We start from the raw sequence: 20,929 nt of genomic DNA, 5'->3' as shown, positions 1-20,929 counted from the left end.
TGACAGTCGGCGGGCACTCGCGGCTAGGGTCGCGCGTTGAGAGACACGGAACGCCCGTCCCAATTGTCGTGAACATTCTTCCAGCACGTCCGGTACCAGGAGGCACCTCGATGTCGGTCCCCCAGCCCACCGCCGCGGAGCGCGGTGAGCACATCCTCGCCGTCTTCGACACCGCCTTCGGCGAGCTCCTCGCCGCCGACCCCGCCGCCTTCCGCGTGAAGTTCCGGAAGATGGCGGGCTCCGCCTTCGCCTTCTACCGGGGCACCGCCTGCCTGTTCTACGCGGACCTGGCGCGGGAGGACGCCGGCGGCGAGGGAGGGCACATACAGAGCGGCCCGTACCTGGACGAGCGGACCGGCCGGGTGTGGATCCACGGCGATCTGCACGCCGAGAACTTCGGCACGTACATGGACGCCAACGGCCGGCTGATCTTCAACGTCAACGACTTCGACGAGGCGTACGTCGGCCCCTTCACCTGGGACCTCAAGCGGCTCGCGGCCTCGCTCGCCCTCATCGGCTACGCGAAGGCGCTGAGCGACGAGCAGATCACCCACCTGGTGCGGGTCTGCGCGGCGTCCTACCGGGAGCGGATCCACGCCCTCGCCACCGGCACGAAGACCGACGACCTGCCCCCGTTCACCCTGGACACGGCCGAGGGCGCGCTGCTCGACGCGCTGCGCGACGCCCGTGCCATGACCCGCTTCGGGCTCCTCGACTCGATGACGGAGATCCGCGACTTCGAGCGCCGCTTCTCGGCCGGCGGCGGTGCGATCGAGCTGGACGCGGCCGCCCGGTACAAGGTCCTCGCGGCCTTCGACGGCTACCTGGAGACCCTCCCGGAGGCCAGCCTGGCCCGTCCCGACTCCTACCGGGTCAAGGACGTGGTGGGGCGGCGCGGGATCGGCATCGGCTCGGCGGGCCTCCCCTCGTACAACATCCTGCTGGAGGGGAACAGCGACGCCCTGGAGAACGACGTCGTGATCTACCTCAAGCAGGCGCAGACCCCGGCCGTCTCCCGCCATGTGACGGACGCGGCGGTGCGGGAGTACTTCCAGCACGAGGGCCACCGCACGGTGATCTCGCAGCGGGCGCTCCAGGCGCACGCCGACCCGTGGCTCGGCTGGACGGAGCTGGACGGCGCCGGGCAGCTCGTCGCGGAGGTCTCGCCCTACGCGGTGGACCTCGACTGGTCGGACATCGACGACCCCCAGGACATCGCGGCCACGGTCGCCGACCTGGGCCGGGCGACGGCGACGATGCACGCGGCGGCGGACGACTCCAGCGGTCACTCGCTGGTGCCGTTCTCCACGGAGCGGGCCATCGACGCGGCGATCGCCGCCGACGAGGAGGGCTTCGCGGAGCTCCTGGTGGACTTCGCCCACAGCTACGGGGCCCGCGCGCGGACCGACCACCAGATCTTCGTCGACCTCTTCCGCAACGGCCGGATCCCCGGGCTGTAGCCCCGTTCACAGGCCGGCTTTAGGGGCCCCTTACGGACCGGCATGACACACTCCACGACGATGGACATGGCAGGGACGCAGCTGAGGGCGCTGCGGGCGGCGTTCTTCACGGCACTGGTCGTGACGCTGTCCGTGGCGTCCCACGTGCTGCTCTCGCGCGTGCCGCTGCCGCTCGGGACGGTCGTCCCGGTCGCGGTCGGCGTCTTCGCCGTGGCGTACGCCCTGGCCGGCCGCGAGCGGGGCCTCGGCCCGATCGCCGGGCTCCTCGTCCCGCTGGAACTGGCGGCCGACACGCTCTTCACCAGCGGTCAGGCCGTCTGTTACGGCGCCGCCGGCGGTCCGGTCGCCGGATCGCTGCGCGCGGTGGGCGTGGAGGTGTTCTGCGGCGGCGCCGTCGGCTCCCCGCTGCCCGGAGTCGCGACCCCCGAGAGCGGCACGGCCGCCGCGCTCCTCGACTCGCCCGACCCGGCGGTGCCCTGGCTGCTGCTCCTGGCCCACATGGGCGTGGGGCTCTTCGCGGCCGTCTGGCTGCGGGGCGGGGAGCGGGCGCTCGCCCGCCTGGTGGGCGCGGTGGCGGCCCTCGCGTTCCGCCCGCTGCTCGTGGTGGCGGCGCTCTTCCGCACCGGTGGCCCGGCGCCGCGGCGCTCCGGGCGGCCCGCGGGGCGGCCCCGGCCCTCCCGCACCCGGCTCCTGACCCACTCGGTGGGACGGCGGGGACCCCCGTGCCCGCGCTTCGCCCTCGTCTGAGCGAAGCGCACCCCGGCACGCGGTACCCCTTTCCCTCCTCACCGTCACGGAGACCACGATCATGAGTGCACGCAACAACCAGGCCAACAAGGCCGCCGCCCGCGAGCGTCTGCGCGTCGAGCGCGAGCGCCAGGCGAAGAAGGACCGGACCCGCCGGCAGCTCGTCGTCGGCGTCTCGGCCGTGGCCGTGCTGGCCGCCGCCGGCGGCATCGGCTACGCGGTGGTCCAGTCGAACAAGCCCTCGGCGTGGGAGTCGGCGGCCAAGGCGACCAGCGTGACCGCCCCGAAGAACACCTCGGGGACGAACGGCACGACCGTCGTCGTCGGCAAGCCGTCCGCGAAGAAGACCCTGGAGCTGTACGAGGACTCGCGCTGCCCGGTCTGCGCGACCTTCGAGCAGTCCGTGGGCTCCACGGTCGAGAAGGACGTCGAGGCCGGCAAGTACAAGATCAAGTACGTCGGCGCGACCTTCATCGACAACGCGGCCACGGGCGAGGGCTCGAAGAACGCCCTCTCGGCGCTGGGCGCGGCCCTCGACGTGAGCCCGGAGGCCTTCCTGTCGTACAAGTCGGCGCTCTACTCGGCGAAGTTCCACCCCGAGGAGAACGACGACAAGTTCGCCAAGGACTCCTACCTCCTGGAGGTGGCGGACTCGGTGCCGGCGCTCAAGGGCAACGCCGCCTTCAAGAAGAACGTCGAGGACGGCACGTTCGACGCCTGGGCGATGAAGATGTCGAAGGCCTTCGACGACAGCGGGGTGACGGGCACGCCGACGCTGAAGATGGACGGCAAGACCGTGACGGTGGCGGGCTCCGACAACCCGCCGATGACCGCCACCGAGTTCGACACGGCGATCGACGCGGCCCTCAAGGGCTGACCCGGACCGCCGCCGGCCCCCTCCTCGCCCTCCGACCCGCGCCCCGCGCGGCGGGTCGGGGGGCGAGGCCGTTCCGGCGGGTCCGGATGCGACCCGGGGGCGACCATCCGGCGAACATTCCCTCAAGTCCCTCCGCACTCCCCATACTCACCAGTAATCTGACTGGCCGTGACCAGTCGTTTCATATCCTCCGCCCCCACGCGGCGCACGGTCGTCAAGGCCGCCGCCGTCACCGCCGTCGCCGTGCCCGCCGTCCTCGGCGCGGCCACCTCGGCCCACGCGGCCCCCGGGGCACCCGCGTTCCTCCACGGCGTCGCCTCCGGCGACCCGCTGCCCGACGGCGTCCTGCTCTGGACGCGCGTCACCCCCGTCCCCGAAGCGGTGCCCGGCTCCGGCCTGGGCCCCGACGTCCCGGTCGCCTGGGAGGTCGCCGAGGACCGCGGCTTCACCCGGATCGCGGCCTCCGGCACGACCACGGCGAGCGCCGGCTCCGACCACACGGTGAAGGCGGACGTCCGCGGCCTGCGCCCGGCCACCTCCTACTGGTTCCGCTTCACCGCCGGCTCCGCCGTCTCCCCCGCCGCCCGCACCCGCACCACACCGGCCGCCGACGCCGCGGCGCCCGGCGTCCGGTTCGGCGTGGTCTCCTGCGCCAACTGGGAGTCCGGCCACTTCTCCGCGTACCGCCACCTCGCCGCCCGCGCCGACCTGGACGCGGTCCTGCACCTCGGCGACTACGTGTACGAGTACGGCAGCGGGACGTACCCGGACGCGAAGTACACCGTCCGGCGGCACGAGCCGCGCCACGAGATCACCACGCTGGCCGACTACCGCACCCGGCACGGCCACTACAAGACGGACACCGACCTGCAGGCGCTGCACGCGGCGCACCCGGTCGTGGCCATCTGGGACGACCACGAGTTCGCCAACGACGCCTGGGAGGGCGGGGCCGAGAACCACACGCCCGGCGCCGAGGGCGACTGGGCGGCCCGGGTCGCCGCCGCCAAGCAGGCCTACTTCGAGTGGATGCCGGTCCGCGCCTCGACCGAGGGCACGGTCTTCCGGCGGCTGCGCTTCGGCAGGCTGGCCGATCTGCACCTCCTCGACCTGCGCTCGTTCCGCTCCGCCCCGGCGAAGGCCGGCAGCGGTTCGGTCGACGACCCGGAGCGCTCCCTCACCGGCCGCGCGCAGCTCGACTGGCTGAAGTCCGGGCTCGCCTCCTCCGACGCGGCCTGGCAGCTGGTCGGCACCTCGGTGATGATCTCGCCGGTCGCCTTCGGCGCGCTGCCCGCCCATCTCCTGGAGCCGATCGCCGAGCTGATGGGCCTGCCGAAGGAGGGACTCGCGGTCAACGTCGACCAGTGGGACGGCTACACGGACGACCGCCGGGAGCTCCTCGGCCACCTCACCTCGCGCGGCATCCGCAACACCGTCTTCCTGACCGGCGACATCCACATGGCCTGGGCCAACGACGTTCCGGTGAAGGCGGCGACGTATCCCCTCTCGGCGTCCGCCGCGACCGAGTTCGTGGTCACCTCGGTGACCTCGGACAACCTGGACGACATCCTGCACGTCGCCCCGGGGACGCTGTCGGTGGTGGCGGCCGGCGCGGTCAGGGCCGCCAACCGGCACGTGAAGTGGGTGGACATGGACCACCACGGCTACGGCGTGCTCGACGTGACCGCCGAGCGCTCGCAGATGGACTACTACACGGTCTCCGACAAGGCGGACCCGCGCGCGACGACGGCCTGGGCGCGCTCGTACCGGACGCGGAGCGGAACGCAGCGCGTCGAGCGGGTGTACCAGCCGGTCCTCTGAGGTCACCCTGGCGACTTTCTAGCGATGCTTTTCGGCCATGATCCCTTTCGTTAACGGGAGATCACATCGCTACGGCGGGTGGCTGGTTTTGGAGATCGAATCCGGACACACCACCCGCCTCCCTCCCCTCCGCCGTTACGTCGAGGTCTCGAACTCCGGAACCGGCACAAGAATTTCTTCCCGATGCCCCGAATTGCCCACCGAATGATTGGGCTTGATCACTCCTCAACGAGGCCTGACATGGACGCGTAATCTCCCCGGCGTGGCGGAGGAAGTTCCTCCCCCCACCCCCCACGAGGAGTCACCATGCGTGCTCTTGTCCGCATATCCCCGCGTATGTCGCGCCGGATGCTGGGTACCGCCGTCATGGCCGGAACCCTGGCCATCGCTCCGCTCTCCGCCCCGGTCGCGAGCGGCACCACCGCCACGCTGGCCGGCGCGTCCGCCGAGGAGTGCGCCGACGACGCCGGCGCCCTGTCCGGCGCCCGCAAGGCGCGCGGCGCCGACGGCCACGCCGCCGAGCCGAACGAGGTCACGGCCGCCAAGGCCGCGGCCATGGACGCCGACTTCAAGAAGAAGCTGACCGCGGCCCGCTCCGAGGCCCGCCTCAGCGGCGCCGCCGGCAGAGCCGCGGCCGTGGTGAACATCCCCGTCTACTTCCACGTCATCCACTCCGGTACGACGGGCAAGCTCTCCACCACGGCGATCACCAACCAGATGAACGTCCTGAACGCGGCCTACGCGGGCCAGGGCACCGGCAACGTGAACTCCAACTTCCAGTTCACCCTCGCCGGCACCGACTACACGGACAACGCGTCCTGGTACAACCTGTCCTCCGGCTCCACCGCCGAGAAGCAGATGAAGCAGACCCTCCGCAAGGGCGGCGCGGGCGCGCTGAACTTCTACACCGCCAACCTGGGCGGCGGCCTCCTCGGCTGGGCGACCTTCCCGTCCTCGTACGCCTCGCAGCCGTCCATGGACGGTGTCGTCGTCCTCGACGCCTCGCTCCCGGGCGGCTCCGCGGCCAACTACAACCAGGGCGACACCGCCACCCACGAGGTCGGCCACTGGATGGGCCTCTACCACACCTTCCAGGGCGGCTGCAGCGGCAGCGGCGACGGCGTGGCCGACACCCCGGCCGAGAAGAGCCCCGCCTACGAGTGCCCGACCGGTCGTGACACCTGCACCAACAAGGCCGGTGTGGACCCGATCCACAACTTCATGGACTACACCTACGACGCCTGCATGTACCAGTTCACCGCGGGCCAGGTGACCCGGATGAACGACTACTGGACGGCGTACCGCGCCTGATCCGGTCCCGCACGAACGCGGCCCCCGGGGGAACTCCCCCGGGGGCCGCGCCCGTTCACCGCGGTCCTACAGGCTGTCCAGGAACGCCAGCGCCACCGACCACGTCCGGTCGGCCGACTCCTCGTCCCAGTCGGGCAGTTCCGGGTCCGTGTACACGTGCCCGGCGCCCGGGTAGCGGTAGATCTCCACGTCGGCGCCCGCCCTGCGCATCTGCAGGTACCAGGACGACAGCCAGTCGTGCGTCTCGAACGGGTCGGGATCGGCCACGTGCAGCTGCACGGGCAGTTCGTCCACCGCGGCCGACTCCGCGAGGTCCGAGGTGCCGTGGAGGAGCAGCAGCCCGCGCGCCTTCTCGTCGCCGAGCGCCAGGGTCTGCGCGATCGAGGCGCCCAGGGAGAGACCCATGTAGACCAGGCCGCGCTCGGAGTACGGGGCGGCGGCCAGGACCGCGCGCTTCAGCAGCTCGTCCTTGCCGATCTCGTCCCGGAGCAGCACGCCCTCCTCCACGGTCCCGACCGTCCGGCCCCCGTAGAGGTCCGGGGTCCAGACCCGGTGCCCGGCGGCGCGCAGCCGCTCGGCCGCGGCCTCGACGGAAGGGGTCAGCCCGTAGGCCGAGTGGAAGAGCATGATGTCCATGCCTCCCATCCTGCCACCCGCTCCGCGGCCCCCCGGCCGCACCACGGCCCGGCGCCGGCCGGCTCCGCCGGCGGGCCGCGCACCAGAGGCGGCCCCCGGCGAGGCTCCGCCTCAGCGCAGGCTGCGCACGTCCAGCTGCCGCAGCACCCGGTCCACCACCTCCGGGTCGGCGCCCGGCTCGCTGCGGGCCGAGAGCACCTCGTGCCGGGCCGCGGACATCAGCTCCCGCTGGATCCGCTGCACGGCCTTGAAGCGCTCCGTCCGCTCGACGAAGGCGGCCCGCCGCTCCTCGTCGACCATGTCCGGGCTGATCCGCGCCCCGATGTCGTAGGCCCCGCGCAGCAGCCGCTCCTGGACCTCCTCGGGCAGCTCCTCGACCTCCTCGATCTCCTTGAGCCGGCGCTTCGCGGCCTTCGCGGCCCGGATGGCGAGATCCCGCTCCAGGACGCGCTCGGCGTCGGCGTCCGCCCGGACGCCGAGCCGCTTCACCAGCCAGGGCAGGGTGAGCCCCTGGACCACGAGTGTGGCGATGATCACGCAGAAGGCGATGAAGACGATCTCGTCGCGGCCGGGGAAGGGAGCGCCGTCCTCGGTGCGCAGCGGAATGGCGAGCGCCAGTGCCACCGAGGCCACTCCCCGCATCCCCGCCCACCACATGACGATGGTCTCGCGCCAGCTGGTCGGGATCTCCTCGTCGACGTCCCGGCGGGTGTGCAGCCGCTTCGCCAGCCAGGTCGCCGGCAGCAGCCACAGCAGCCGGACGCCCACGACCACCCCGACGACGACGGCGCCCCAGCCGAGCATCTGCCGGCCGCGCCCCTCGGCCACCCCGAAGACGTGCACGAGTTCGAGGCCGATGAGGCCGAAGGCGATGCCCGTGACGAGGGTGTCGACGACCTGCCAGAAGGTCTGCCCGGCGAGCCGGCCCATCACGTCGTCGGCGTCGGCCGCGTGCTCCGCGAGGAAGAGCGCGGTGACGAGCACGGCGAGGACGCCGGAGCCGTGCAGCTCCTCGGCGAGCACGTAGCTCACGAAGGGCACGAGGAGGGTGAGCCCGGTCTGGAGCGTGGCGTCGCCGAGCAGCCCGATCAGCTTGTTGGCGAGCCAGCCGAGGCCCAGGCCGACGACCACGGCGACCACCGCGGAGAGGGCGAACTCGCCCAGGGCGTCGGGCCAGGAGAACGAGCCGCTGACGACGGCGGCGATCGCCACGTGGTAGAGCACGATCGCGGTGACGTCGTTGAAGAGCCCCTCGCCCTCCAGGATCGATACCAGACGCCGCGGCAGTCCCAGCGAGCCCGCCACGGCGGTCGCCGCGACCGGGTCGGGCGGGGCGACGAGGGCGCCGAGCGCGATCGCCGCGGCCAGCGGAAGCCCGGGCACCAGCATGTGCGCGACGGCGCCGACGGCGGCCGTGGTGACGAAGACGAGGGCGACGGCGAGCAGGAAGATCGGCCGCCGGTTGGCCGCGAACTGGCGCCAGGAGGTCCGCTGCACCGAGGCGTAGAGCAGCGGCGGCAGCACCAGCGGGAGGATGAACTCCGGCGGGACCTCGACGTTCGGCACGAACGGCAGGACCGCGAGCCCGATCCCGATGAGGGTCATCAGGACGGGCGCGGGCAGTCCGAGCCGCTCACCGAGCGGGACCGTGAGGAGCGCGCCGAGCAGCAGCAAGAACAACAGGGCCAATTGATCCACGGACACACCCTGTCACGTATGTCCGTTTTCACGGCGACTGCCCCCGTGGTCGTCCCGACAGAGCCCGGAAGACGGACACGGCGCCGGCCCGCCCCCCGGTCGCGCCTCCGGCCTACAGGACCCTTCGCATGGCCCGGTGCGGCATGTCCGCGTCCGGGAACTCGGGGCCGTACGCCGCGTAGCCGAGCCGCTCGTAGAAGCCGAGCGCATGGGTCTGCGCGTGCAGGTCGACCGCGGTCAGCCCGCGCTCGCGCGCCGCCTCCTCGATGCCCCGCACGAGCGCCGCGCCGACGCCCAGGCCGCGCGCGGCCTCGGACACCGCGAGCCGGCCCAGCGAGCCCACCGAGGCGTCGGCACCGGTCTTGCCGACCGCGTCCGCGCCGTGCAGCAGCCGGCCGGTGCCCAGCGGCAGCCCGTCCTCGCGCACCGCGAGCACGTGCACCGCGGTCGCGTCGTACGTGTCGTACTCCAGCTCCTGCGGCACGCCCTGCTCCACCACGAAGACCTCGCGGCGGACCGCGAAGCAGGCCTCCCGGTCCTCGGCGGCGAGCGCCACGCGGACGCTGTACGCGGCGCTCACCGGCTCTCCGCCGCGATGCGGTCCAGGGCCCGCTGGAGGTCCTCGGGGTACGTGCTGGCGAACTCGACCCACGAGCCGTCGCCCGGGTGCTCGAAGCCCAGCCGGACGGCGTGCAGCCACTGCCGGGTCAGACCGAGGCGCTTGGCGATCGTCGGGTCGGCGCCGTAGGTGAGGTCACCGACGCAGGGGTGGCGGTGGGCGGACATGTGCACCCGGATCTGGTGGGTGCGGCCCGTCTCCAGCTTGATGTCGAGCAGCGAGGCCGAGCGGTACGCCTCGATCAGGTCGTAGTGCGTCACGGACGGCTTGCCGTCGGCGGTCACGGCCCACTTGTAGTCGTGGTTCGGGTGCCGGCCGATGGGGGCGTCGATGGTGCCGCTCATCGGGTCCGGGTGGCCCTGGACCAGCGCGTGGTAGCGCTTGTCGACCGTGCGCTCCTTGAACTGGCGCTTGAGCGAGGTGTACGCGTACTCCGACTTGGCGACCACCATCAGACCCGAGGTGCCGACGTCGAGGCGGTGCACGATGCCCTGGCGCTCGGCGGCGCCCGAGGTGGAGATGCGGTACCCGGCGGCGGCGAGGCCGCCGATGACCGTGGTGCCGGTCCAGCCGGGGCTGGGGTGCGCGGCCACGCCGATCGGCTTCATGATCACGACGATGTCGTCGTCGTCGTGGACGATCTCCATGCCCTCGACGGGCTCGGCGACGATCTGCACGGGCGCGGCCGCCCCCGGCATCTCGACCTCGAGCCACGCCCCGCCGCTCACCCGCTCGGACTTGCCGACGACGGAGCCGTCGACCTGGACCTTCCCTTCGGCGGCCAGCTCGGCCGCCTTCGTGCGGGAGAACCCGAACATGCGGGCGATGGCGGCGTCGACGCGCTCGCCCTCCAGGCCATCGGGAACGGGCAGCGTGCGGATCTCGGGACTCGTGCTCACCCGTCGAGTATGCCTTGCCCCGGGGTGCTCGGGTCGCGCCCCGGGGTCCGCTCAGTCCTTGTGGACGGTGCCGTCGGGGTCGAGGCCCCGGAACGACAGGATCACGATGAGGATGCCGCCGCAGACGATCGCCGAGTCGGCGAGGTTGAAGACGGCGAAGTGGGCCGGGGCGATGAAGTCGACGACCGCGCCCTCGAAGACGCCCGGGGAGCGGAAGATCCGGTCCGTGAGGTTGCCCAGCGCCCCGCCGAGGAGCAGGCCGAGCGCGATGGCCCAGGGCAGGCTGTAGAGCTTGCGCGCCAGCCGGATGATCACGACGATCACGGCGGCGGCGATGCAGGTGAAGATGATCGTGAAGGCCTCGCCCATGCCGAAGGCGGCACCCGGGTTCCGGATGGCGTCGAAGCGCAGCCAGTCGCCGATCACCCGGATCGGCTCGCGGCCCTCCAGCTCGGCGACCACCAGCATCTTGCTGCCCAGGTCGAGCAGGTAGGCGAGGACGGCGACGACGAACAGCGCGAGGATCCGGCGCCTGCCCCTCGGGCGCTCGGGGGCGGCCGACCCGTCCTCGGGCTCGGCCGTGCCGTCGGCCGGCGTCGCCTCGGAGGCGGCCGGCTCCTCGGCCCCTGCTGAATCCGGCGTACCGATGATGCGCTCCGCCTCTGCCACGTGAGTGAGTCCCTCGACCTCGATGCCTGACCGTGCACCGAGGGTACGGCACAGGCGTACGAGACCGGCAGCCGAGATCACCGGCCGCGCGGCGCCGCTCCGGCCCTCCCGCGGGCCGGGACGGGGGCTCCGCGCGGCCGGCCCCGGGCGCGCCGCACCCACCCCGGGCCGGCCACGCCCATGAACACGCCGGCCGCGTCGGGGAGGGCTGCCGCACCCGGGACGGAGCAGCGGCACCCGAGAGGGGTCCGGCCGCACCCCAGGAAGGGGCCGGCGGCACCCGGGAGGGTGTCAGCCGCGCCGCTCCTGGCGCTGCTTGTCCTCCACGCACAGCGTGGCGCGCGGGAAGGCCTGCATCCTCGCCTTGCCGATCGGCTTCCCGCACACCTCGCAGAGGCCGTACGTGCCCGCGTCGAGCCGTTCCAGGGCGTGCTCGGTCTGCTCCAGCATCTCCCGGGCGTTGGCGGCCAGGGCGAGCTCGTGCTCGCGGGTGATGTTCTTGGTGCCGGTGTCGGCCTGGTCGTCCCCGGCGCCGTCGCCGGAGTCCCGCATGAGTCCGGTGAGCTCCTCCTGGGAGTGCGCGAGCTCGCTGCGGAGGCGGAGCACCTCGGACTGGAGCTCGTTGCGGGCCTCGGCGACCTCCGCCGGGGTCCAGGGGTCCTCCCCGGGACGCACCGCGAGCTCGCCGGTCCGGGCGGGAGGCACGGCGGCCTCGTCCCCGGCGGTCGTGACGCCAACCGCGGTCTTCTTCGCTGCCACCGTCCTGGCTCCTGTCTGCTTCTTCGCGGCGGGCGCCTTCGCGGCCGCCTTCTTCGCCGCGGCCTTCTTGGCGGGCGTCTTCCTGGCGGCGGCCTTCGGGGCGGCCGTCTCCTCGGCGGCCGCGTCCGCCCCTGCGCTCTTCTCCGCGGCGGTCTTCCGGGCGGCGGCCTTCTTCGCGGTGGTCCTCTTCGCGGTGGTGCTCCTCGCGACCGTCGGCGGCTCCGCGACCGTCGTCTTCTTCCCGGCCACGTCCTTGGCGCCCTCCGCCGAACCGGTGGAACCGGCGGCCGAGGGCTTCTTCGCGGCGGTCTTCTTCGCCACCATGTCGCGGCCCCTTCACATTTTGTGATCTTGCTCGCGAATCGTGCTGGGACGATAAATCGGCCCAAGGCCCGCGGCAACGGGGCACGCCGCCGTTCCCACCCGCCCCCGCTTCCCTCGGGGCGGGCCTGCCTCCGTTGTGCCCAGCTCGCCGCCGGGTTATCCGTCCCGCCCCTCCCCCACATGGCCGCACGCCAAGTCCGGACCGCCCCGTATGGCCATTCGGGTCACGGGAAAACCGGTCGGCCGCCCCACCCCGGGGCCCGTACACTGGTCCTGGCGACAGGCTTGGATGGGGACGAGTAGCGTCGTACGCAGCCATGAGCGACCCGGGGACGGTGAGAGCCCGGGGGCGAGCCCGATGTGAAGCATCACCCCGGAGCCGTCGGAAGAAAGCCGCGGGACACCCGCGGTGACTAGACCCGGCGTCGCGACCCCAATGAGGGGGCTCAGGGCCGCGTGCCCCGGGCCAAGGAGGGTGGTACCGCGGGAGCAGCGCTCTCGTCCCTCCGACGGAACGACGACATTCCGCCGGAGGAACTCGATGACACCGCCGCAGTACCGCCAGGTGCCCGCCCAGGTCGACCTGCCCGCGATGGAGCACGCCGTGCTCGATTTCTGGCACGACAACAAGGTCTTCGCCAAGACCCTCGAACAGTCCGAGGGACGCCCCGAGTGGGTCTTCTACGAGGGCCCGCCGACCGCCAACGGCATGCCGGGCGCGCACCACATCGAGGCCCGGGTCTTCAAGGACGTCTTCCCCCGCTTCCGGACGATGCGCGGCTACCACGTGGCCCGCAAGGCCGGCTGGGACTGCCACGGCCTCCCGGTGGAGCTCGCCGTCGAGAAGGAGCTCGGCTTCTCCGGCAAGAAGGACATCGAGGACTACGGCATCGCCGCGTTCAACGACAAGTGCCGCGAGTCCGTGACCCGGCACACCGACGCGTTCGCCGAGCTCACGACCCGCATGGGCTACTGGGTCGACCTGGACGACGCGTACCGCACGATGGACCCCTCGTACATCGAGTCGGTCTGGTGGTCGCTGAAGCAGATCTTCGACAAGGACCTCCTCGTCCAGGACCACCGGGTCGCGCCCTGGTGCCCCCGCTGCGGCACCGGCCTCTCCGACCACGAGCTGGCCCAGGGCTACGAGACGGTCGTCGACCCCTCGGTCTACGTCCGCTTCCCGCTGACCTCCGGCCCGCTGGCCGGCAAGGCGGCCCTCCTGGTCTGGACGACGACCCCCTGGACCCTGGTGTCCAACACCGCGGTCGCCGCCCACCCCGAGGTCACCTACGTCGTCGCCACCGACGGCGACGAGCGGGTCGTCGTCGCCCAGCCGCTGGTCGAGAAGGCCCTCGGCGAGGGCTGGGTCACCACGGGCGAGTCCTTCACGGGCGCCGAGATGGAGCGCTGGACCTACCGGCGCCCCTTCGAGCTGATCGACTTCCCGGCCGAGGCCCACTACGTCGTCAACGCCGAGTACGTGACGACCGAGGACGGCACGGGTCTGGTCCACCAGTCCCCCGCCTTCGGCGAGGACGACCTCAAGGTCTGCAAGGCGTACGGCCTGCCGGTCGTGAACCCGGTCCGCCCCGACGGCACCTTCGAGGAGGACGTGCCGCTGGTCGGCGGCGTCTTCTTCAAGAAGGCCGACGAGGCCCTCACCGCCGACCTGGACGCGCGCGGCCTGCTCTTCAAGCACATCGCGTACGAGCACAGCTACCCGCACTGCTGGCGCTGCCACACGGCTCTGCTGTACTACGCGCAGCCGTCCTGGTACATCCGTACGACCGCGGTCAAGGACCGCATGCTCGCGGAGAACGAGCGGACGAACTGGTTCCCCGACTCGGTCAAGCACGGCCGCTTCGGCGACTGGCTGACGAACAACGTCGACTGGGCGCTCTCCCGGAACCGCTACTGGGGCACCCCGCTGCCGATCTGGCGCTGCGAGGAGGGCCACCTGACGTGCGTGGGCTCCCGCGCCGAGCTGACCGAGCTGACGGGCACCGACCAGTCGCAGCTCGACCCGCACCGCCCGTACATCGACGCGGTGACGTTCGGCTGCCCCGCCGACGGCTGCTCGCTGGAGGCCACGCGCGTCCCCGAGGTCATCGACGCCTGGTACGACTCGGGCTCGATGCCGTTCGCGCAGTACGGCTACCCGTACGAGAACAAGGAGCTCTTCGAGTCCCGCTACCCGGCGCAGTTCATCTCCGAGGCGATCGACCAGACCCGCGGCTGGTTCTACACGCTGATGGCCGTCGGCACCCTCGTCTTCGACAAGTCGTCCTACGAGAACGTGGTCTGCCTGGGCCACATCCTCGCCGAGGACGGCCGCAAGATGTCCAAGCACCTGGGGAACATCCTCCAGCCGATCCCGCTGATGGACCAGCACGGCGCCGACGCCGTCCGCTGGTTCATGGCGGCCGGCGGCTCGCCGTGGGCGGCCCGCCGGGTGGGCCACGGCACGATCCAGGAGGTCGTCCGCAAGACCCTCCTGACGTACTGGAACACGGTGGCCTTCCAGGCGCTGTACGCCCGCACCTCGGGCTGGGCGCCGAGCGCGGCGGACCCGGCCCCGGCCGACCGCACGGTCCTCGACCGGTGGCTGCTCTCCGAGCTGAACACGCTGGTCGCCGAGACGACCGAGGCGATGGAGTCGTACGACACCCAGCGCACCGGCAAGCTCATCTCCGCCTTCGTGGACGACCTCTCCAACTGGTACGTGCGCCGCTCCCGCCGCCGCTTCTGGCAGGGCGACAAGGCGGCCCTCCGCACCCTCCACGACGTGGTGGAGACCGTCACCCGGCTGATGGCCCCGCTGACCCCGTTCATCACCGAGCGGGTCTGGCAGGACCTCGTGGTGCCGGTGTCGCCGGACGCCCCGGAGTCGGTGCACCTGGCGACGTGGCCGGAGGCGGACACGGCGCAGATCGACCGGACGCTCTCCGAGCAGATGCTGCTCGTCCGGCGCCTGGTCGAGCTGGGCCGGGCGACGCGCGCCGAGTCGGGCGTGAAGACCCGCCAGCCGCTCTCCCGGGCCCTGGTGGCGGCGACGGGCTTCTCGGCCCTCTCCACGGACCTCCAGGCCCAGATCACGGAGGAGCTGAACGTCAGCTCCCTGGCCTCCCTCTCGGACGTCGGCGGCTCGCTCGTCGACACGACGGCCAAGGCCAACTTCCGGGCCCTGGGCAAGCGGTTCGGCAAGGGCGTCCAGGACGTGGCCAAGGCCGTGGCGGCGGCGGACGCGGCGGCGCTCTCGCTGGCCCTCCGCTCGGGCGAGGCGACCCTCTCGGTGAACGGCGAGGAGATCACCGTCACCCCCGAGGAGGTCATCATCACGGAGACCCCCCGCGAGGGCTGGTCGGTGGCCTCGGACGCGGGCGCGACGGTCGCCCTGGACCTGGAGATCACCCCGGAGCTCCGCAAGGCGGGCCTGGCGCGTGACGCGATCCGGCTGATCCAGGAGGCGCGCAAGAACAGCGGGCTCGACGTGGCGGACCGCATCGCGCTGCGCTGGACCGCGACGTCCCCGGAGACCGCGGAGGCCCTGGCGGCCCACGCGGGCCTGATCGCGGACGAGGTCCTGGCCACGGACCACGCGGAGGGCGAGGCGGACGCGACGTACGGCCCCGCCTTCACGGACGAGCCCCTCGGCCTCACGTTCCACCTGCGCAAGGCCTGACCCGCTCCCAGGAAGGGCCCGGCTCCCCGACGGACGCCGGGCCCTTCCCCCTACCCCGGGCGCGGCCCCTCCCCGGGGCGCAACGAACGACACCCGACCCACCCTCGCGGTGGGCGATCGTCCCGCGGGGGCGGTGGGGGGCGGCAGCCCTGAGGGGCTCGGGCAGGAGGCGCCCGGCGCCGCCGCACGGCAAAGGGCCGGGCCCCGGTTTCCCGGGGCCCGGCCCTTCAGCCTGCCGACGGCTACGCGCTCATCGCGCGACGACCCGCCGTCAGTTGTCGTCCTCGTCGATCAGGAAGCCACGCATCGGCGCCGGCGCCTGCTGCATCGGCTGCGGAGCCTGCGGACGGACCGGAGCCATCGGCTGGGTCATCGCCGGCGACATCTGCTGCTGGCCGCCGTAGGACGGGGCACCGCCCATGGACGGACCCCCACCCATCGCGCCGTTGCCGCCGTAGGACGGCGCGCCGGCGCCGGCCGAGGCCATCGACGGGGCCGGCGGCAGCGAGGCCGTGGCCGGGGTGCGCGGCGGGGCGAGCGAGTCGTCGGCCTGGGTCTCCAGCTGACGCAGCTGCGACTCCAGGTACGACTTCAGACGCGTGCGGTACTCGCGCTCGAAGCCGCGCAGGTCCTCGACCTTGCGCTCCAGCGTGGCGCGGGCGGACTCCAGGGAGCCCATCGCGACGCGGTGCTTCTCCTGCGCGTCCCGCTCAAGAGCGTCCGCCTTGGCGCGGGCGTCCCGCTCCAGGCCCTCGGCGCGCGAACGCGCCTCGCCGACGATCTTGTTGGCCTCGGAGCGGGCCTCGGCGATCGCCTGGTCGGCGGTCTGCTGGGCCAGCGAGAGGACACGCGCGGCGCTGTCGCCACCGGGGCCCTGCTGCGGCTGCTGCATCTGCGGCGGCATCTGCTGCTGCATCTGCTGCTGCTGCGGGTGACCCATGGGGCCGCCCTGCATCGGGCCGGGACCCATCGGGCCGCCCTGCATCGGACCACCCTGCATGGGGCCGCCCTGCATCGGACCACCCTGCATCGGGCCGGCGGGAAGCTGCGGGGCACCGGACGGAAGCTGCGGCGGGCCCATCTGCGGCGGCTGCTGCTGGACCGGCGGTCCGGATATGGCGGCGGGCACCGGCGCGCCGGGACCGACGGGACGATCCTGCTGCTCCGGGGGCTTGCGCATGCCCTGCTGCTGCTGGTTCTGCGCGGCGGCACGCGTCGCGGCGGCCAGCTTGGCGCGCAGGTCCTCGTTCTCGCGGAGCAGGCGGGTCAGCTCGGCCTCGACCTCGTCGAGGAAGGCATCGACCTCGTCCTCGTCATAGCCTTCTCGGAGGCGGACGGTCGTGAACTGCTTGTTCCGCACGTCCTCGGGGGTCAGCGGCATCTCTTCTTCACCTCTACGTAGTCGTCGGCAGTCGGCAAGACCGTATCGTCCACATTCACCTCGCGAAGTTGCTCACGATGGAGATCAGGATGTAGACGATGATCATCAGAACGAAGAAGGACAGGTCGAGTGCCACGCCCCCGAGACGCAGCGGCGGGATGAGTCGCCGCAGAAGCTTGAGCGGTGGATCGGTGACAGTGTAGGTGGCCTCAAGGACGACCACCATCGCCTTGCCGGGTTGCCATGAACGGGCGAACTGGAAGACGTAGTCCATGACAAGTCGGACGATGAGGAGGACGAGGAAGCACATCAGCACGATGTAGACCACCTGTAGTGCGACGCCCATCCCGCGTTTCCCTCTCCCCTGACTTACGTGCTCTCACTTGTTCCGGCCGCGTCGCGACCGGTCCGTCCGGTTCTCGTGTTCTCAGCTCTGGTTGAAGAATCCGCCCTCTGCGATCCGGGCCTTGTCCTCCGCCGTGACATCGACGTTAGCAGGCGACAACAGGAACACCTTCTGCGTCACGCGCTCAATGCTGCCATGGAGCCCGAAGACGAGTCCGGCGGCAAAGTCGACAAGTCGCTTCGCGTCCGTGTCGTCCATCTCCGTGAGGTTCATGATCACCGGAGTGCCCTCACGGAAGTGTTCCCCGATGGTACGGGCCTCGTTGTAGGTCCGGGGGTGCAGCGTGGTGATGCGGTAGGGCTCCCGCTCGGACACGACCTTGGGCATGATCACGGGTGCGTTCTTCTCCATGCTGGGGCGTTCGGGTGTGATGGATGCCACGGGGGCGATTCGAGCCGGACGTCCGCTTTCGGCGAGTACGGGGACAGAATGGGACATCGGCTCACGGGGGGCCGGGGGCTGTACCACCCGTACCGGTTCCTCGCGCTCCACCTGTCGCGGGGGCGCGATGTGGCGCCGGTCGCGCTCGGGCTCCGGCTCCAGCTCGGGTTCGAAGTCGTCGTCGGGGTCGAAGCCCCGGCCGTCGTACCCATCGTCCTCCACGAGGCCGAGGTAGACCGCCATCTTGCGCATCGCGCCGGCCATTCTCTGAGTCCTCCGCTCTGTGGTGGATCGCCGTGCTGGCCCATGTCGCAGCGTCACCGAGTGCCCGCGATCCACGGGTCGTCCCGCTGTTCCGCGGAATGACCATATTTTCTGCTGTGGTCCGACTTGCTTCGCGACGTTACCCGAGCTTCGGGCGGACTCCGAGTACCGCCGTACCGACGCGTACGTGTGTCGCCCCGGCAGCGACGGCCTCCTCGAGGTCCGCACTCATCCCTGCTGACACCATGTTCGCAGCCGGACGGGTCGCGCGCAGGGCAGTCGACAAATCCATCAGCCGGTCGAAGGCGGCGCGTTGCCGCCCCGCGTACGGACCGGCGAGCGGCGCCACGGTCATGAGGCCGTCGAGCCGCAGGCCCGGGGCGGCGTCCACGGCGGCCGCCAACTCCTCGATCCCGTCGGGCGCGACACCCCCGCGGTCGCCCCGTGCTCCTGACTCGGCGTCGAGCGCGACCTGGAGGAGGCAGCCGAGCTCCCGGCCCTCCTTCTCCGCGGCCGCGGAGAGCGAGGAGACGAGCTTCGAACGGTCGACGGACTGCACCACATCGGCATAACCCACCACCGATCGGACCTTGTTGGTCTGCAACTGACCCACGAAGTGCCAGGTCAGGTCGAGATCGGCACAGGCCGCCGCCTTCGGGGCGGCGTCCTGGTCCCGGTTCTCGGCGACGTGCCGGACGCCCAGTCCGTGGAGGATTCTCACGTCGCTCGCGGGATAGGTCTTGGTGACCACGATGAGCGTCACCTCCTCCCGCGGGCGCCCGACCGCGGCGCAGGCGGCTGCGATGCGCGCCTCCACCCGGGCCAGGTTCTCGGCGAGTTCCGACGTGCGGTCCGTCATGTCTCTTCTCAGTCCAACCAGACATATCCCGCGAGTCGCCCCGTGGTGCGATCGCGGCGGTACGAGTAGTGGTCACCGGACTCCCGGGTGCAGACCGCACTGGCCTGCCGGTCGGCGACCCCGAGGCGTTCGAGCTGGGCGAGGACTCCGGCGGTGACGTCGACGGCCGGCGTGCCCCAGCTCGTCTCGGCCCAGGCGGCGGGCTCGGTCCCGGCGACCTCGGTCCGCATGGCCTCCGGCACCTCGTAGCAGCGCCCGCAGACGGCGGGGCCGGTGCGGGCGACGATACGGGCGGGCTCGGCGCCGAGTTCGATCATGGCCGCGACCGCGGCGGGCACGACGCCCGCCACCATCCCGGGCCGCCCGGCGTGGGCGGCGGCCGCCACTCCGGCGACCGGGTCGGCCAGGAGGACGGGAACGCAGTCCGCGGTGAGGACGGCGAGGGCGAGTCCGCGCCGCGAGGTGACCAGGCCGTCGACCGACGGGATCCCGTCGGTGCCCCACGGTCCCCGCACCTCGGCGACGTCCGCGCCGTGCACCTGGTTCATCCAGACGACCGCCGCGGGGTCGAGCCCGAGGGCGCCGGCCGCGAGCGCCCGGTTGGTGCGCACCGCCTCGGCGCTGTCCCCCACCGCTCCGCCGAGGTTGAGCTCCTCGTACGGAACGGCGCTCACCCCGCCCCACCGGTCGGTGAAGGCGAAGTGCGCGCCGTTCGCGTCGAAGCGCTGTCCTATCACTTCAGGAAGTCCGGGACGTCCAGCTCCTCGGCCTGGCTGTCCGCGTACGGGCGGGCCGGCGGGACGACCGGAGGGGCGGGCGACAGCGGGGTCTCGCCGACCGCGGGCGCGGGCTCGGCCGGAGCCTGGACCGGGGGCTCCTCGCGCGGGGCGACCGTGCCGAGGCCGCCCAGCGGGCGGGGGGTCTCGACGTGGCGGGGCGCCGGGGCCGGCTCCTCGCGCTTGGCGGAGACCGAGCCGATGATGTTGTCCCGGCGGGCCGGCGGCTGGCCGCCGTCGAAGCCGGCCGCGATGACGGTGACCCGGACCTCGTCGCCGAGGGCGTCGTCGATGACGGCGCCGAAGATGATGTTGGCCTCCGGGTGGGCCGCCTCGCTGACCAGCTGCGCGGCCTCGTTGATCTCGAAGAGACCGAGGTCGCTGCCGCCGGAGATGGAGAGCAGCACGCCGCGGGCGCCGTCGATGGAGGCCTCCAGGAGCGGCGAGGAGATCGCCATCTCCGCCGCCGCCACCGCGCGGTCGTCGCCGCGGGCGGAGCCGATGCCCATGAGCGCCGAACCGGCCTCGGACATGACCGACTTGACGTCGGCGAAGTCGAGGTTGATCAGGCCCGGGGTGGTGATGAGGTCGGTGATGCCCTGCACACCGCTCAGCAGCACCTGGTCGGCCGACTTGAAGGCGTCGAGCACGGAGACCTGGCGGTCCGAGATCGAGAGCAGCCGGTCGTTCGGGATGACGATGAGGGTGTCGACCTCTTCGCGGAGCTCGGCGATGCCGTCCTCCGCCTGGTTCGCGCGGCGCCGGCCCTCGAAGGTGAACGGCCTGGTGACCACGCCGATCGTCAGGGCGCCGAGCGAGCGCGCGATGTTGGCGACGACGGGTGCGCCGCCGGTGCCGGTGCCGCCGCCTTCTCCGGCGGTGACGAAGACCATGTCGGCCCCCTTGAGGACCTCCTCGATCTCCTCACGGTGGTCCTCTGCCGCCTTGCGACCGACGGCCGGGTTCGCCCCGGCCCCGAGGCCGCGGGTGAGTTCACGGCCGACGTCGAGCTTGACGTCGGCGTCGCTCATCAACAGCGCTTGCGCGTCGGTGTTGATCGCGATGAACTCGACGCCCTTGAGACCGACCTCGATCATTCGGTTGATGGCATTGACACCACCGCCGCCGACACCGATGACCTTGATGACTGCGAGGTAGTTCTGCGGTGCTGCCACGTCGAAGGCCTCTCGCCTCGAGTTACGTGTCGTCGCTGCGCGGTTGGTCGCGCCGCTCCGACGGATGCCGATTGGGACGGTCCGAAACGCCGACCCAAACCCTAACGTTGAAGTTTAGGGTTACCAGTGTCTCTGTTCGCTGGACTCTTCCGAACAGGACACTAAGTCGACAAGTGGCGCACGTT

The 20,929-nt window shown here is 72.0% G+C and carries 18 protein-coding genes; 6 read left to right on the top strand and 12 right to left on the bottom strand.

Annotated elements, in window-relative coordinates:
* The first annotated feature begins 110 nt into the window (after positions 1–110).
* The 5 genes from ACY0MR_RS26775 (at position 111) to ACY0MR_RS26755 (ending at position 6,213) form a co-directional block, all read left to right on the top strand.
* On the top strand, positions 111–1,460 hold the full coding sequence (locus ACY0MR_RS26775; protein ID WP_473555819.1) for a DUF2252 domain-containing protein: 1,350 nt from the start codon (positions 111–113) through the stop codon (positions 1,458–1,460).
* Between the two features lie 60 nt (positions 1,461–1,520).
* On the top strand, positions 1,521–2,207 hold the full coding sequence (locus ACY0MR_RS26770) for a hypothetical protein (protein WP_473561894.1): 687 nt from the start codon (positions 1,521–1,523) through the stop codon (positions 2,205–2,207).
* 61 nt (positions 2,208–2,268) lie between these two features.
* Complete coding sequence (locus ACY0MR_RS26765; protein ID WP_361859918.1) at positions 2,269–3,084, top strand: DsbA family protein; 816 nt, start codon at positions 2,269–2,271, stop codon at positions 3,082–3,084.
* A gap of 168 nt (positions 3,085–3,252) precedes the next feature.
* Positions 3,253–4,902 carry an alkaline phosphatase D family protein gene (locus tag ACY0MR_RS26760; RefSeq protein WP_473555817.1) on the top strand — a complete coding sequence of 550 codons (1,650 nt, stop codon included), beginning with the start codon at positions 3,253–3,255 and terminating at the stop codon, positions 4,900–4,902.
* Positions 4,903–5,250: 348 nt separating this feature from the next.
* Positions 5,251–6,213, top strand: a complete 963-nt coding sequence (locus ACY0MR_RS26755; protein WP_473555814.1) for a zinc metalloprotease — start codon at positions 5,251–5,253, stop codon at positions 6,211–6,213.
* 66 nt (positions 6,214–6,279) lie between these two features.
* Here ACY0MR_RS26755 and ACY0MR_RS26750 read toward each other — a convergent pair whose 3' ends face one another.
* The 6 genes from ACY0MR_RS26750 to ACY0MR_RS26725 all read right to left on the bottom strand — a co-directional run bounded on the left by ACY0MR_RS26750 (position 6,280) and on the right by ACY0MR_RS26725 (position 11,817).
* Positions 6,280–6,849: a dienelactone hydrolase family protein gene (locus ACY0MR_RS26750; protein WP_361859925.1), complete on the bottom strand. Its 570-nt coding sequence runs from the start codon at positions 6,847–6,849 to the stop codon at positions 6,280–6,282.
* Positions 6,850–6,960: 111 nt separating this feature from the next.
* The gene (locus tag ACY0MR_RS26745; RefSeq protein ID WP_361859927.1) at positions 6,961–8,547 is read right to left on the bottom strand and encodes a Na+/H+ antiporter; all 1,587 of its coding nucleotides are present in this window, start codon (positions 8,545–8,547) and stop codon (positions 6,961–6,963) included.
* Between the two features lie 112 nt (positions 8,548–8,659).
* Positions 8,660–9,127, bottom strand: coding sequence for a GNAT family N-acetyltransferase (locus ACY0MR_RS26740; RefSeq protein WP_388802277.1), 468 nt, complete (start codon positions 9,125–9,127; stop codon positions 8,660–8,662).
* Entirely contained in the window at positions 9,124–10,065 is a 942-nt protein-coding gene (locus tag ACY0MR_RS26735; protein WP_361859937.1) for an RluA family pseudouridine synthase, read from the bottom strand. Before ACY0MR_RS26735 ends, ACY0MR_RS26740 begins: the two co-directional genes overlap by 4 nt.
* Before the next feature lie 51 nt (positions 10,066–10,116).
* Positions 10,117–10,734, bottom strand: coding sequence for a signal peptidase II (gene lspA, locus ACY0MR_RS26730; protein ID WP_473555811.1), 618 nt, complete (start codon positions 10,732–10,734; stop codon positions 10,117–10,119).
* A gap of 291 nt (positions 10,735–11,025) precedes the next feature.
* A complete protein-coding gene (locus ACY0MR_RS26725; protein ID WP_473555808.1) occupies positions 11,026–11,817 on the bottom strand; it encodes a TraR/DksA family transcriptional regulator in 792 nt (263 codons plus the stop codon).
* 541 nt (positions 11,818–12,358) lie between these two features.
* Between ACY0MR_RS26725 and ileS the strand changes: the two genes are divergently transcribed.
* Positions 12,359–15,502 carry an isoleucine--tRNA ligase gene (ileS, locus tag ACY0MR_RS26720; protein WP_388802268.1) on the top strand — a complete coding sequence of 1,048 codons (3,144 nt, stop codon included), beginning with the start codon at positions 12,359–12,361 and terminating at the stop codon, positions 15,500–15,502.
* A gap of 271 nt (positions 15,503–15,773) precedes the next feature.
* On the opposite strand, the gene ACY0MR_RS26715 is transcribed toward ileS, so the two are convergent.
* The 6 genes from ACY0MR_RS26715 to ftsZ form a co-directional block, all read right to left on the bottom strand.
* Positions 15,774–16,883 carry a DivIVA domain-containing protein gene (locus ACY0MR_RS26715; protein WP_361853925.1) on the bottom strand — a complete coding sequence of 370 codons (1,110 nt, stop codon included), beginning with the start codon at positions 16,881–16,883 and terminating at the stop codon, positions 15,774–15,776.
* Between the two features lie 55 nt (positions 16,884–16,938).
* Positions 16,939–17,229, bottom strand: coding sequence for a YggT family protein (locus ACY0MR_RS26710; RefSeq protein ID WP_148004504.1), 291 nt, complete (start codon positions 17,227–17,229; stop codon positions 16,939–16,941).
* 81 nt (positions 17,230–17,310) lie between these two features.
* Positions 17,311–17,934, bottom strand: coding sequence for a cell division protein SepF (locus ACY0MR_RS26705; protein WP_030314526.1), 624 nt, complete (start codon positions 17,932–17,934; stop codon positions 17,311–17,313).
* A gap of 139 nt (positions 17,935–18,073) precedes the next feature.
* Positions 18,074–18,793, bottom strand: a complete 720-nt coding sequence (locus tag ACY0MR_RS26700) for a YggS family pyridoxal phosphate-dependent enzyme (RefSeq protein ID WP_473555804.1) — start codon at positions 18,791–18,793, stop codon at positions 18,074–18,076.
* An 8-nt stretch (positions 18,794–18,801) separates the two neighbouring features.
* The gene (gene pgeF / locus ACY0MR_RS26695) at positions 18,802–19,530 is read right to left on the bottom strand and encodes a peptidoglycan editing factor PgeF (protein ID WP_361853932.1); all 729 of its coding nucleotides are present in this window, start codon (positions 19,528–19,530) and stop codon (positions 18,802–18,804) included.
* A complete protein-coding gene (gene ftsZ, locus ACY0MR_RS26690; protein WP_388802257.1) occupies positions 19,527–20,744 on the bottom strand; it encodes a cell division protein FtsZ in 1,218 nt (405 codons plus the stop codon). Before ftsZ ends, pgeF begins: the two co-directional genes overlap by 4 nt.
* Positions 20,745–20,929 lie beyond the last annotated feature (185 nt).

This window comes from Streptomyces sp. JN8 (assembly GCF_055808075.1).
Note: the sequence above shows the minus strand (reverse complement) of the source record. Positions and strands in the feature narration are given on the sequence as shown.